Genomic DNA, 13,282 nt, shown 5'->3' with positions numbered 1-13,282 from the left:
GTACTATTGCTTTTTATGTTAACAGAAGTTGCATATCCTTCTGTTTATCCATGATAATTTAATTTAGAATGGTTCTCATAAATTGGATTCATTACATTTATTAATTAGCGCGTGCAACTAGTTGTAATATTGCAATTTTGTGATGAAAGCTATCATTTAGATACGTTGATTTCATCAAACTGTTAACGTGCTACAATTGAACTTGATATATGTCAACGAAGCGTAGTTTTATTGGGTGTCCGGTACGTCTTAGCCTGTTATGTTGCTGTTAAAATGGTTAGGATGACAGCCGTTTTTGACACTGTCGGGTCCAGAGGGAAAGTGCCCACGACCAAGCTAATGATGTTGTTGACGTTGATGGAAAGTGCATCAAGAACGCAATTACGTACTTTAGTCATGTTACGCCGATCATGTTAATTTACGACATGCATCAGGCAGGTCAGGGACTTTTGTACTTCCTGTTTCGATTTAGTTGGCAATTTAGGTAGCAAACATGCAGACCCCGCACATTCTTATCGTTGAAGACGAGTTAGTAACACGTAACACGTTGAAAAGCATTTTCGAAGCGGAAGGCTATGATGTATTCGAGGCGACAGATGGCGCGGAAATGCATCAGATCCTCTCTGAATATGACATCAACCTTGTGATTATGGATATCAATCTGCCAGGTAAAAATGGTCTTCTGTTAGCGCGTGAACTCCGCGAACAAGCTAACGTTGCACTGATGTTCCTGACGGGCCGTGATAACGAAGTCGATAAAATTCTCGGCCTCGAAATCGGCGCTGACGATTACATCACCAAGCCGTTTAACCCACGCGAACTGACTATCCGTGCTCGTAACCTGCTGTCCCGTACCATGAATCTGGGCACAGTGAGCGAAGAGCGTCGTAGCGTCGAAAGCTACAAGTTCAATGGCTGGGAGCTGGACATCAACAGCCGCTCTCTGATTGGTCCTGACGGCGAGCAGTATAAACTGCCACGTAGCGAATTCCGTGCCATGCTTCACTTCTGTGAGAATCCGGGCAAGATCCAGTCTCGCGCAGAACTGTTGAAAAAAATGACCGGTCGCGAACTGAAGCCGCATGACCGTACCGTTGACGTAACAATCCGCCGTATTCGTAAGCACTTCGAATCCACGCCGGATACACCAGAAATCATCGCTACCATTCACGGTGAAGGCTACCGTTTTTGCGGCGACCTGCAGGATTAATGTCATCCTGACTGGTATAAAAACGGCGCTTAATGCGCCGTTTTTCATTTCACAACGCCCCTATTTCCACAACCGTAATTCATCGTCCTCAGGTGCGTTCTCCTTTTTGGGCTTTGGCTGTGCAAGCGCGTGCCAGTCAAGATGACGCGTCAGGAACATGACCCCACAAAGCGCCAGTAACAGTACCCCCGTGCCCAACAGTAAAGCGCTGTCCTGCGAACGCAACAGTGCCCACATCACGCCATCCAGTCCCAGCAATGCTGCGGTAAAAAACAGACTGTTACGCCATCCCTGTAGTATCGCCTGTAAATACACGCCATTCATTAGCGCGCCAACCAGGCTGGCGACAATCCACGCGGCAGTAAAACCAACATGCTCCGACAGCGCCAACAACAGCAAATAGAACATCACCAGTGATAATCCCACCAGCAGATATTGCATCGGGTGCAGTCGAAGGCTGGTCATACTTTCGAGCACAAAGAAAGACATAAAAGTTATTGCAATCAATAAAATGGCATACTTTATTGCTCTATCTGTCAGTTGATACTGATCCGCAGGCGTAGCCACAGCGACGCTAAATGCGGGCATACCCTGCCAGCCAATCTTCTCATCACCAAAGCGCTCTCCCAGATTATTCGCGAACCAGCTACTTTGCCATTGCGCCTTAAATCCTGACTCACTGACTTCACGCTTAGGCGGAAGAAAGTCACCGAGGAAGTTAGGATGTGGCCAGTTGCTGGTCACGGTCATTTCGCTATTACGACCAACCGGGACAACAGAAAAATCACCTGTTCCACTTAGATTAAGCGACAACACGACACTGAGATTTTTTTCCGCCCAGCCGGCGTCCGGTAGCGGAATGTGGATCCCCTGAGCACGACCATCCAATCCTGTACCAGGTTCGACTGCCAGCGATGTTCCATTGATCTGCGAAGCCTTCACGACGCCAATACCGCGCGCATCGCCCACCCCAACCACCACAAAAGGTTTACCGATGGTGATATTAGGATGGTTCAGTTCACTGAGGCGTTCAGCATTAAACTCGGCCTTCACCGATAAATCGTTGTGCCAGACCTGTCCTTCATAAATACCTATCTTACGCGCTTCAACGTTCTGGTTACCCTCAACGACCAGCGATTCCGGCAACCAGAAGTGGATGTAGCTACGTTTTCGCTGGATCTGTTTGTCACCTTCCAGGTCGATATACAGTTCAGTCACCGGGACGGCAATCAGCGGGCCTACCACCTTTTGCGGTCCGCTGGTGCTCTGTCGGATAGCATCTTCTACCTCACTACGATAGTCCGACCGCTCAACAATTATCTGCCTGACCATCGTCAGTGGAATTAGCAGCAGCAGCATAGCGCCACCTAAGGTGACTATTTTCCAAAACAGGGGTGATTTAAACATAGCGTTCTCCTTTGCGATATCAGCAAGATAGAACAGCTATGTGCGGGGAATTTGAAGTTATGTGAAGTGACGATGAAGTGTAAACGAGGCCTGCACCCCGCCTTCTGGGCGGTTGCATAACGTCACGTCACCTCGATGCAATCGCGCAACCTCACTGACAAACGCCAGCCCCAGCCCACTGCTTTTATGCCCATTCTCGCGGGGCAGCGAATAGAAGCGCTCAAAAATACGCGGCAACGCAAAGTCTGGTATGCAACTGCCGTTATCACTGACCTGTATTGTGACGCGGTCCTCCTGCGGATGCGCGCTCAATACAATTGTCCCGTTCTCCGGCGTAAAATCGATGGCGTTATCCAGCAGATTACCCAACGCCTGCTCCAGCAGTGCGGCATCGGCGGCAACCGTCAGCGATGAAGGTACAACGGTAAGTGTGATGTTTTTTGCGGCCAGTTGCACGCTACGGGCTTCACGAAGCTGAGTAAACAGCGCGTCCGTTGCGACGGATATGAGCCTAATATCCTGCCGGTTCTCCAGTCTGGCCTGGCGCAATAAGGTTTCGACCAGCACCTGCATGCGCGCATTCTGCGTCAAAATATTATCGGTAAATCGCGCGACCACACCGGGCGGCGGGCCTTCGCGCAAAATTTCTGCCGCGCCGCGAATAGCCGCCAGCGGGCTTTTTAGCTCATGCGTCAACGCATAGACGTACTGCTCAATGTAATTCTTGCCCTCCAGCTTCAGGCGCATACTTTCCAGCGCCTGCGCCAGCTTGCGTAGCTCACTGCTACCAAGATCAGGAAGCGCAACGGGGCGATTCTCAGTGACAGAATCAGCATAGCGTGCCAGCCGCGCGATAGACCGGTTTATCCACCATACCATTCCTGCGCCAATCAGTAAGGCGATCCCCAGTAACACAGCGCTGGCCCACAGTATTCGCCGCTCGCTACGCTGAATAACAGGTGCCATTGCCGCATTGGGTTTGCCGACACTGAGCACACCAATAATACGCCCGCGGTCAACAATCGGTGCGGCAACATACATCACCGAACTTTCCGGATCGGCCGGGTTCTGCGGCGTACTTCGTGCGCCATACTGCCCACGCAGCGTTAACCATACGTCGTTCCAGCGAGAATAATCTTCGCCTACGGCTTTGTTGGCGGAATCAAACACCACCTTGCCCTGCGCATCCGTCATGTAGACATGATACTCATTGCGCACTTTGTTAATGCCACTGATATTGGCGCGAAAAGGACGATCGTGCAGTTGCGAAAATGCCTGCGCCAGCCTGCCGTGGGAAGGTGAGCCAGAAAGCAAATCATCACGCGCCAGCGCGGCCAGCAGCGTAGCGGTATCAATCAACGTACCTTCCGTCGCACGACGAACGCCGGGCTTAATCTCCTGTACAAAGATGGACAGAACGAACCAGGCGGCAACGGCGACAATCAGAAAGTAGCCCAGCAGCAAACGCATGCCAATGCGCATCAGATGCTCCTCAGGCTGTATCCCATACCACGATGAGTATTAATCGGCGAGAGATCCGGGTTAACGGCCCGCAGTTTGGCACGCAGCGTTTTAATGTGCGTGTCTACCGTTCGCTCAAAAGTATCCTGGGCATCGGCCCAGACTAAATCCATTAACTGTTGGCGTGAGTAAACGCGTCCCGGCGACAGCAGTAATGTTTTCAGCAACAAGAATTCATAGCGCGTCAGATTTAGCGGCATCCCAAACCAGGTAATCTGTGCGGCAAGCTCATTGAGTTCAAAATCACCGCACCGCGTCGCCGGTGAAGGCGTAGAGAATTTTTTAACCCGACGTAGCAATGTACGCACGCGGGCGCACACCTCACGCGGAGAGAAAGGTTTCGCCACATAATCATCCGCACCAATTTCCAGCCCCAGCAGGCGATCGACTTCATCGCTACGCGCAGTCAGAAAGAGAATTGGCAATGCCGGGTGACGTTCCAGTAGTCGCCGACACAGTTCAAAGCCGCTGATATCCGGGAGCCCGACATCCAGAATGATCGCATCCGGACATCTCTGGCGTGACTTTTCCAGCACGGGCAATCCACGCTCAAAGGCTTCAACGCTAAAACCTTCCTGCTGCAGCATGTAGATAAGCGTATCTGCAATCCCCTGCTCGTCCTCAACCAACCAGATCAGCGCCTGTTGCATTTTACCTACCTGTTATCGCTGCCACGGCATGATGGGTACCGCGCTGATAGCATTTTTGGGCGATCCATCAACCACCTTATCCGAATAGGCCAGATAAGCCAGCGTGTTGCGTTTCGCATCATAAAAACGCACGACCTGTAAGGATTTAAACACCAGAGACGTACGTTTCTTAAAGACCACCTCGCCCTGGGCTTTGCCGTTTTTAATTCTGTCGCTCAGTTCCACCGGCCCCACCTGCTGGCAGGAGATAGCAGCGTCGGAAGTATCTTCAGCCAAACCCAGCCCACCTTTAATGCCACCCGTTTTGGCACGGCTAACGTAGCAGGTTACATTGGTGACATCAGGATCATCAAATGCCTCGACTACAATTTTATGATCCGGTCCAAACATTTTGAACACGGTATCGACAGATCCAATCTGCTCCGCATGGGCAACCTGCGTCATCATCAGCAGAATTGAGGAAATGACTAAGCTCTTATATTTCATATTGTTACCATTCTTAAATGTTACTCTGTGTAATTATTAGACATTCTAAGATAAAATGTATACAGATCACAGGATTACAATAATCACGCTTTCGTATGTGCGAAAAAAGCACTTATGAGCAAAAAAAACACTGAATGCTAAAACAGCAAAAAATGCTATTATCCTCATACTTGGCGTCAGGTACTCGTTGTTGAAAGGATGAGGATATTTTATGGATCAGGCTGGCATTATTCGCGACCTCTTAATCTGGCTGGAAGGCCATCTGGATCAGCCTTTGTCGCTTGACAATGTGGCGGCAAAAGCAGGCTATTCCAAGTGGCATCTGCAGAGAATGTTCAAGGACGTGACGGGCCACGCTATTGGCGCCTATATCCGCGCTCGTCGTTTATCGAAGTCCGCAGTGGCGCTACGTCTGACTGCGCGCCCAATACTGGACATCGCCCTGCAGTATCGCTTCGATTCTCAACAGACGTTTACCCGCGCGTTCAAAAAGCAATTTTCCCAGACGCCTGCGCTGTATCGTCGCTCACCGGAATGGAGTGCTTTCGGTATTCGCCCGCCAATGCGCCTCGGGGAATTTGCCATGCCAGCACATGAATTTGTAACGCTGGAAGATACACCACTGCTGGGTACCACGCAGAGTTATTCCTGCTCGCTTGAGCAGATTTCAGATTTCCGTCATGAAATGCGGATCCAGTTCTGGAGCGACTTCCTCAGCCAGGCTCCTGCGATCCCGCAGGTTCTGTACGGACTCAACGAAACGCGCCCCAGCATTGAGAAAGATGACGAACAGGAAGTGTTTTATACCACCGCGCTCACACCAGACCAGGCCAACGGATACGTGCAGTCGGCGCAACCCATCCTGTTACAGGGCGGCGAGTATGTGATGTTTACCTATGAGGGCCTGGGGACGGGCGTGCAGGAGTTTATCCTGACAGTGTACGGCACCTGCATGCCGATGCTGAACCTGACTCGCCGTAAAGGGCAGGATATAGAACGATACTACCCGGCAGAAGATGCCAAAGCGGGAGATCGCCCTATTAATCTGCGCTGCGAATTCCTGATTCCTATCCGCCGTTAACGCTGTAGCTCGTCCAACGCAGGGGCGTCCAGATGTGAGATGTCCCCTGCCGTTTCAACCACCCAGCCCGGTGCCAGCCATAAACTTTCCTGGTAATCGACACGAGAAATAGAGCAGTTGCGCAGACGCAAACGACGCTCAGCCCATGCAGGCAATCCCAGAATAGTACTCACCAGGCAGCCCAGCGCAATACCATGGCTCACCAGCAATGGACGACTCCCCGGCGGCAGTTCCAGGCAGGATGCCAGCGCCGCGTTGACGCGATCGCTCAGTTCCTGCATCGATTCCCCTTCCGGAATACGACCATCCACCGTACCGTTCACCAACTGACGACGCCAGCCTTCCTCTTCCGGGGTCAGCGTATCGATATGGCGTTTTTCCAGCACGCCCATATTGAGTTCACGCAGTCGCGCATCATAAGTGATCTCACAGCCACACGCCTGAGCGATAATTTCTGCAGTGCGTCGTGTACGACCTAAATCGCTACTGATAACGTGCGTAATGCCAAACGAGCGGGCGCGTTCACCAACCTGCATGGCTTGCTGCTCACCTTTAGCGGTCAGTGGGCTGTCTGACTGGCCTTGAATACGTCGCTCGGCGTTCCACTGCGTTTCACCATGGCGAACAAGGTATACCTGTAACATGCTTTTTTTCCGTTATATACTCGTCGTACTTTGAGTAGACTCTGCGATGAATTTTCAAACTGAGCTTAATTATGCACAAGGTTATCTCTGCGACCACCAATCCTGCCAAAATTCAGGCAATTCTGCGGGCATTTGAAGAGATTTTCGGGGAAGGATCCTGCCATATTGAACCCATCGCCGTCGAGAGTGGCGTGCCAGAACAGCCTTTTGGAAGCCAGGAAACGCGCACTGGCGCACGAAATCGCGTTGATAACGCGCGCCGCCTGCACCCGCAGGCTGATTTCTGGGTCGCTATTGAAGCGGGAATTGACGATGACGCCACCTTCAGTTGGGTGGTCATTGATAACGGCATCCAGCGTGGCGAAGCCCGTTCTGCCACGCTGCCATTGCCTGCCGTCATTCTCGAGAGGGTACGTCTGGGTGAAGCGCTTGGTCCGGTGATGTCGGATTACACGGGTATTGATGAAATTGGCCGTAAAGAGGGTGCAATTGGCGTCTTTACCGCGGGCAAACTGACACGTTCGAGCGTCTATCACCAGGCGGTGATTCTGGCGTTAAGCCCATTTCATAACGCGGTGTATCGGTAATTATTTGCGCGATGTTGTAGGCCAGATAAGCACAGCGCCATCAGACATTTCGCAGCAATGTTGCCGGATGGCGGCTTCGCCTTATCCGGCCTACGACGAATCAGCCATTTTTGAGCAACACCTGCTCCAGCCACTGGCGTAACTCAACGGGTGCCGACTTGAGGCTGTTAGAACCACGCGTAATGGTGGCAATCCCGGCCCCGAGTTCGTTTTTTAGCTCGCGCTGACTCATCTCACCACGCAACAACTCTTCAATGATGCGCACGCGCGTTCCCAGCGCTTCGCGCTCATCCGGCGTTAACATCAAATTGAGCAGTGACTGATGTAAATCTTGCTCGTAAGCCTGTTTAAGCAGGTCGACAAAACGTAACCACTCCTGGTGACGCTGTTCTGCCATCGCTGCTGAATAGGGTGATTGCTGGGTCATAAAATGTCGCCATCGTTGCGGGGGGAAGCGTGCTTGCCTCCCCCTTTTGTACTCTTTAACGAGTACGATAGCATAACACACTCAACGCGATCAGTAACGACGTTGCCATTCTGCGTCGCTCATCAACGTCGGTTTATCCCCGAGGAAATAACGGTAGTAAGCATCGTATGCCAGCACATTCTTCACATATCCTCGCGTTTCCGAGAACGGAATACTTTCGACAAACGCCACGGCATCAATACGACCTGCGCTATTGCCAAGCCAGGTACGAACGCGTCCCGGGCCAGCGTTATACGCCGCAGAAGCAAAGATACGGTTGTTGCCAAATTGCTGGTACACGTACTGCAAATAGCTGGTACCGATGTTGATATTGGTATCAGGATCCAACAGCTGATTTGGGCTGCTGTAACCTGGAATCGAGAACATTTTCACCGTATGTGTCGCAGTGCCCGGCATAATCTGCATCAGCCCACTGGCACCTACCGGCGATTTTACTTTCGGATTCCAGGCACTTTCCTGACGTGCAATGGCCATCGCATAACTCTGCGGAATATCTTTGCCGCGGGTATAACGGGTAAACAGATCCTGGTAAGCCAGCGGGAAACGCTCTTCCAGATGATCCCAAAGCTTACCAGCGATCGTGGCCTGAACGCTCAGATCCCACCAGTGGTTATTAAACGCATAACGCGCCAATTGTGCCTGTTCAGATTTCGTGCGACTGGTAACCAGATTCGCCCACTCACTGCGGGCGGTATTGTCCAGGTTCCAGTACATCAGTTCACGAACTCGCGCCATTTCCGGCCCCTGAGTCAGGGCAGAGTCAACATTCGCTGGCGCTTTATCCACTTTCAGCGCGTACTCTTCTCCCAGCCTTTGCGCGGCCACCATCGGGTAAAAACCGCGCTGCTGCATGAGCTGCTGCAGAATCTCTTTCGCTTCATCATTGCGTCCCCGCTCCAGCAGCAGATCCGCCTGCCAGTAGCGCCATTCGTCTTTTTCTTTTGCTTCCATCGGCAGACGCGCCAGCCAGGTATTCAGGCCACGACGATCGCCGGTTCCCAGCGCCATGCGTACACGGCGCTCCACAAGCGTAGTGGAATTTGAGCGCATAATCGCATCATCGCGCCATTTCGCCTGCTCGTCAGTGACGTCGTTGCCCATCAGGCGCCAGGCAACGATATCACGCAGCTCCTGAATTTGATCGTCATTAAGCTGTTGTGCTTGCGCCAGTGAAGGGATCATCAAACGTGCATTTTCCGCATCCTGACGGGCTACGCTGGCAAAAGCCACCGCCGCCATCTGGCGCGTAAAATCTGTTGCACCAGTTGTGCGCGCAAAGGTCATCACCGAATTAGGATCATTCGCCAGCGCGATGATTGCCTGCGCAATTGTCTGATACTGCGCTGGCATCTGTCCGGCCAGCGCAGTCACCAGTCCGGTATTCCCCGCCTTCATCGCCAGACGGATACGTTCCAGATACGCCAGCGGGTCCTGAGTGCCGGAAGCGCGCCATACGCCGAATAATTTGTCACACGCATTCGGCTGGCTTTTGCCGGTTAACCACAGCTCTTTTGCGCCCTGCCAGGCCTCTTCGGTTTGTCCGGTGCTCCATTTCGCATAGTAGTAATTACATTGCGCCTCGGTGGTGCCAGGCTTATCCGGGCTAAATGCCAGCAGCCCGCGCCAGTCTTCCCGACGCGCCAGTTCATTCACAAAACGCGATTGCAGAGTACGTGCCGGCGGGAGCGTCGGGTTAGCACGCACAAAGTTCGTTACGGTGATGGTGGGCTGATTCATCAAATCGTCAGTGATCTGGCGATATTCCAGATAGGGGTACAGAGGATAGTTTTTCAGGCCGGGCATCATCTGCCCTACGACGTCCATTTGTCGGTTATCCCAGGCCTGCTTAATTTGCGCATAGCGATTGCGCTGCTCATCCAGGGAATCGGCTCGCGCTACTTGACTGACTGTCAGCAGACATACGCTGGCAGCCAGCAGGCGCCAGGTAAATTGTTTGGCTTTGTCCACAAGCTCTTCCTCTTGTCGTTTACGTCTGTGCAGCATCATGCCGCTTAATTAGTTCATGCTAACCAGACATTGCAGAATGTGCCACGTCACGGACACTTTTTTACTTTTGTTGCGAGTGAGATCTGCTGGCTGGGATTGGGCAATGAAAAAGGCTACACTTCGCCTTTGATAACTATTCATCATTAATTAGATGAGAGGCGAGTCCAACGTGGCCCAATTCGTTTATACCATGCATCGTGTCGGCAAAGTCGTTCCGCCGAAACGTCATATTCTTAAAAACATCTCTCTGAGCTTCTTCCCTGGCGCCAAAATCGGGGTGCTCGGTCTGAACGGTGCGGGTAAATCTACCCTGCTGCGTATCATGGCCGGCATTGACACCGATATCGAGGGTGAAGCACGTCCGCAGCCGGGTATCAAGATCGGTTACCTGCCACAGGAACCGAAGCTGAACCCGGAACACACTGTTCGTGAATCCGTTGAAGAAGCGGTTGCCGAAGTGGTTAATGCCCTGAAAGGCCTGGATGAAGTGTATGCGAAGTACGCCGAGCCGGATGCCGATTTCGATAAGCTTGCTGCGCAACAGGGCAAGTTTGAAGAGATTATTCAGGCGCACGACGGTCACAACCTGAATGTACAACTCGAACGTGCCGCCGATGCCCTGCGTCTGCCGGACTGGGATGCCAAAATTGAGAAGCTCTCCGGTGGTGAACGTCGCCGCGTCGCACTATGCCGCCTGCTGCTGGAAAAACCAGACATGCTGCTGCTCGACGAACCGACGAACCACCTGGATGCCGAATCCGTCGCGTGGCTGGAACGCTTCCTGCACGACTTTGAAGGAACCGTTGTGGCGATTACCCACGACCGTTACTTCCTTGATAATGTTGCCGGATGGATTCTGGAGCTTGACCGTGGTGAAGGTATTCCATGGGAAGGTAACTACTCCTCATGGCTGGAACAGAAAGATCAGCGTCTGGCTCAGGAAGCCTCTCAGGAAGCCGCTCGTCGTAAATCCATTGAGAAAGAGCTGGAGTGGGTACGTCAGGGTGCGAAAGGCCGTCAGTCTAAGGGTAAAGCCCGTCTGGCACGCTTTGAAGAGCTCAACAATACCGAATACCAGAAACGTAACGAAACCAACGAACTGTTTATTCCACCAGGACCGCGTCTGGGCGATAAAGTCGTTGAAGTGACCAATCTGCGTAAATCCTACGGCGATCGCGTACTGATTGACGATTTGAGCTTCTCAGTACCAAAAGGGGCAATTGTCGGTATCATCGGCCCGAACGGTGCAGGTAAATCCACCCTGTTCCGCATGATGTCCGGTCAGGAACAGCCTGACAGCGGCACCATTGAACTGGGTGAAACCGTGAAACTGGCGTCTGTTGACCAGTTCCGTGATGCCATGGACAACAGCAAAACCGTGTGGGAAGAAGTCTCCGGCGGGCTGGATATTATGCGTATCGGCAATACCGAAATGCCAAGCCGTGCCTACGTAGGCCGCTTCAACTTTAAAGGTGTTGATCAGGGTAAACGCGTAGGCGAACTGTCCGGCGGTGAGCGTGGTCGTCTGCACCTGGCGAAACTGCTGCAGGTTGGCGGTAATATGCTGCTGCTCGATGAACCGACAAACGACCTGGATATCGAAACCCTGCGCGCGCTGGAAAACGCCCTGCTGGAATTCCCAGGCTGTGCGATGGTTATCTCGCACGACCGTTGGTTCCTTGACCGTATCGCCACCCACATTCTGGATTACCAGGATGAAGGTAAAGTCGAGTTCTTTGAAGGTAACTTTACCGAATACGAAGAGTACAAAAAACGCACGCTGGGCGCTGATGCGCTGGAGCCGAAGCGTATTAAGTACAAGCGTATTTCTAAGTAATTACCGTTAAGCGCCGGATGGCGGCGTTCCGCCTTATCCGGCCTACGAGGTTAGTACGACTTGTAGGCCGGGTAAGCGCAGCGCCATCCGGCATTAAAACCTACCTCTGCTCACCCATTAGTTCTTTCACCAGCTCCACGCAGCGCAGGAACCGGCCATCATAGTCAGGCTCTTCCACGTGGACAAAATCGATGTTGTTTTCCTGTAGCATCTCCACCAGCAGAGACTGAAATGCCTTACGGTCAACCGAACTCCCAAGGCTGCGTAATCCATCCGCCACCCACGGCGTGTTGTTTTCCAGCAGGATCACCAGGTCAAAGCGGTATTCGTCAATCAATGCCTGCACAAACGGATGCTCACGCCCTTCGTACTTTTTACAGAATGCCTGAGTGGTCACAAAGTCAGTGTCGATAAATGCCACTTTATTGGCATATTTCACTGCGAAATCAATGTACTGTGCCTGTCCCAGCGCGATCTTATCGTAGTCCGAGTACTGCAACGCCATCTCGTCGCCCCCCAAATGGGAAAAGACGTAATCACGGCCATATTCCCACGCACTGGTGGTGTTGAAGATATTGGCGAGCTTATTCACCAGCGTCGATTTACCGCTCGATTCTCCACCGAGGATCGCCACGGTGCGCACGAAAAACGGTTTCACTTCAGTGGGGATATATTCCCAGTAGCGGAATGGGTTTTCTCGAATTTGCCCGCCGCTGATACTCATAAATGTCCGTTTGGGATCAACCAGTACCGTTTCAATGCCCAGATGTTCAAGATATTGCGGGGCATCAGATTCTTCAGATGTGTAAATCCAGTTTGGCTGGATCCCCTTCTCCTGCATAAACGTTTTGATGCCATTGCTCCAGACATCCCAACCGTGCGGATAGGGCTCCATACCCTCTTCATTGAAGGCATGGATACGGATATTTTTCTGATACTTGAACGTTTGCAGCAGCCAGCGCAGACGATCGGAGACCGTGGGCTGCTGTGACATGGCGCTGTCCTCAAACAGGCCACGGTCACGCGTATCGTCATAGCCCATGATGATATGCAGTTCATCTACCTGGCTACAGGCGCGCTGAATAAGATAGATATGACCGGTATGCAGCGGATAAAACTTGCCAAATACCACACCGATATTTTTCTGCTGACGGGGAAACTCAAGCCCCAAAAAACGGTGCAGTGCCTCCAGCTTTTGCGCACTGGGGCTTTTGATTTTGGCATTCAACAGTTGACTGAGATATCCCTTGGTCATGCCACTGGCATCCGCCACTTGTTGCAGGGTACAGCCCTTTTGCTTAATGGCGGTTTTCAGATAATCAAATGACACAAGAGCCTCCTGCTTTACTAAAAAAAACGAAATAC

General features: G+C 52.1%; 13 protein-coding genes. 4 read left to right on the top strand and 9 right to left on the bottom strand.

Going from position 1 to position 13,282, the window contains the following annotated elements:
• Positions 1-257: 257 nt before the first annotated feature.
• On the bottom strand, positions 258-398 hold the full coding sequence (yjjY, locus tag ACLJXE_RS13160) for a protein YjjY (protein WP_001541509.1): 141 nt from the start codon (positions 396-398) through the stop codon (positions 258-260).
• A gap of 95 nt (positions 399-493) precedes the next feature.
• Here yjjY and arcA point away from each other — a divergent pair, with 95 nt between their 5' ends.
• Entirely contained in the window at positions 494-1,210 is a 717-nt protein-coding gene (arcA, locus tag ACLJXE_RS13155; RefSeq protein WP_001194359.1) for a two-component system response regulator ArcA, read from the top strand.
• Positions 1,211-1,270: 60 nt separating this feature from the next.
• Here arcA and creD read toward each other — a convergent pair whose 3' ends face one another.
• From creD to creA, 4 genes are read right to left on the bottom strand one after another with little or no spacing between them, the layout of a single operon-like run.
• Positions 1,271-2,617: a cell envelope integrity protein CreD gene (gene creD, locus ACLJXE_RS13150; protein WP_410751098.1), complete on the bottom strand. Its 1,347-nt coding sequence runs from the start codon at positions 2,615-2,617 to the stop codon at positions 1,271-1,273.
• A gap of 57 nt (positions 2,618-2,674) precedes the next feature.
• Entirely contained in the window at positions 2,675-4,099 is a 1,425-nt protein-coding gene (gene creC / locus ACLJXE_RS13145) for a two-component system sensor histidine kinase CreC (protein ID WP_410751097.1), read from the bottom strand.
• A complete protein-coding gene (gene creB / locus ACLJXE_RS13140) occupies positions 4,099-4,788 on the bottom strand; it encodes a two-component system response regulator CreB (RefSeq protein ID WP_410751096.1) in 690 nt (229 codons plus the stop codon). Before creB ends, creC begins: the two co-directional genes overlap by 1 nt.
• A 12-nt stretch (positions 4,789-4,800) precedes the next feature.
• Positions 4,801-5,274 (bottom strand): protein CreA, encoded by a 474-nt coding sequence (creA, locus tag ACLJXE_RS13135; protein WP_271441699.1) that lies wholly within the window; start codon positions 5,272-5,274, stop codon positions 4,801-4,803.
• A 211-nt stretch (positions 5,275-5,485) separates the two neighbouring features.
• Here creA and robA point away from each other — a divergent pair, with 211 nt between their 5' ends.
• Positions 5,486-6,355: an MDR efflux pump AcrAB transcriptional activator RobA gene (gene robA, locus ACLJXE_RS13130; RefSeq protein WP_286630686.1), complete on the top strand. Its 870-nt coding sequence runs from the start codon at positions 5,486-5,488 to the stop codon at positions 6,353-6,355.
• Here the strand turns inward: robA and gpmB are convergent.
• Positions 6,352-6,999, bottom strand: coding sequence for a 2,3-diphosphoglycerate-dependent phosphoglycerate mutase GpmB (gpmB, locus tag ACLJXE_RS13125; protein WP_271441700.1), 648 nt, complete (start codon positions 6,997-6,999; stop codon positions 6,352-6,354). The two genes, robA and gpmB, sit on opposite strands and share 4 nt — an antisense overlap.
• Before the next feature lie 71 nt (positions 7,000-7,070).
• Here gpmB and yjjX point away from each other — a divergent pair, with 71 nt between their 5' ends.
• Complete coding sequence (gene yjjX / locus ACLJXE_RS13120) at positions 7,071-7,586, top strand: inosine/xanthosine triphosphatase (RefSeq protein ID WP_410751095.1); 516 nt, start codon at positions 7,071-7,073, stop codon at positions 7,584-7,586.
• A 100-nt stretch (positions 7,587-7,686) separates the two neighbouring features.
• On the opposite strand, the gene trpR is transcribed toward yjjX, so the two are convergent.
• A complete protein-coding gene (trpR, locus tag ACLJXE_RS13115) occupies positions 7,687-8,013 on the bottom strand; it encodes a trp operon repressor (RefSeq protein ID WP_286630684.1) in 327 nt (108 codons plus the stop codon).
• 90 nt (positions 8,014-8,103) lie between these two features.
• Positions 8,104-10,041: a murein transglycosylase gene (gene sltY / locus ACLJXE_RS13110; RefSeq protein WP_410751094.1), complete on the bottom strand. Its 1,938-nt coding sequence runs from the start codon at positions 10,039-10,041 to the stop codon at positions 8,104-8,106.
• Positions 10,042-10,249: 208 nt separating this feature from the next.
• Here sltY and ettA point away from each other — a divergent pair, with 208 nt between their 5' ends.
• On the top strand, positions 10,250-11,917 hold the full coding sequence (ettA, locus tag ACLJXE_RS13105; protein ID WP_005123940.1) for an energy-dependent translational throttle protein EttA: 1,668 nt from the start codon (positions 10,250-10,252) through the stop codon (positions 11,915-11,917).
• A 100-nt stretch (positions 11,918-12,017) separates the two neighbouring features.
• Here the strand turns inward: ettA and nadR are convergent, their stop codons facing one another.
• Complete coding sequence (gene nadR, locus ACLJXE_RS13100) at positions 12,018-13,247, bottom strand: multifunctional transcriptional regulator/nicotinamide-nucleotide adenylyltransferase/ribosylnicotinamide kinase NadR (RefSeq protein WP_410751093.1); 1,230 nt, start codon at positions 13,245-13,247, stop codon at positions 12,018-12,020.
• Between the last annotated feature and the right edge of the window lie 35 nt (positions 13,248-13,282).

The organism is Citrobacter sp. U14242 (assembly GCF_046555775.1).
Lineage (GTDB): Bacteria > Pseudomonadota > Gammaproteobacteria > Enterobacterales > Enterobacteriaceae > Citrobacter.
This window is presented reverse-complemented; position numbering and strand designations above follow the sequence as displayed.

Coding starts and splice junctions, on each gene's coding strand:
- arcA (WP_001194359.1), top strand. CDS start 494: ATGCAGACCCCGCACATTCTTATCGTTGAAGACGAGTTAGTAACACGT.
- yjjX (WP_410751095.1), top strand. CDS start 7,071: ATGCACAAGGTTATCTCTGCGACCACCAATCCTGCCAAAATTCAGGCA.
- creD (WP_410751098.1), bottom strand. CDS start 2,617: ATGTTTAAATCACCCCTGTTTTGGAAAATAGTCACCTTAGGTGGCGCT.
- gpmB (WP_271441700.1), bottom strand. CDS start 6,999: ATGTTACAGGTATACCTTGTTCGCCATGGTGAAACGCAGTGGAACGCC.
- creB (WP_410751096.1), bottom strand. CDS start 4,788: ATGCAACAGGCGCTGATCTGGTTGGTTGAGGACGAGCAGGGGATTGCA.
- robA (WP_286630686.1), top strand. CDS start 5,486: ATGGATCAGGCTGGCATTATTCGCGACCTCTTAATCTGGCTGGAAGGC.
- creA (WP_271441699.1), bottom strand. CDS start 5,274: ATGAAATATAAGAGCTTAGTCATTTCCTCAATTCTGCTGATGATGACG.
- creC (WP_410751097.1), bottom strand. CDS start 4,099: ATGCGCATTGGCATGCGTTTGCTGCTGGGCTACTTTCTGATTGTCGCC.
- yjjY (WP_001541509.1), bottom strand. CDS start 398: ATGACTAAAGTACGTAATTGCGTTCTTGATGCACTTTCCATCAACGTC.
- trpR (WP_286630684.1), bottom strand. CDS start 8,013: ATGACCCAGCAATCACCCTATTCAGCAGCGATGGCAGAACAGCGTCAC.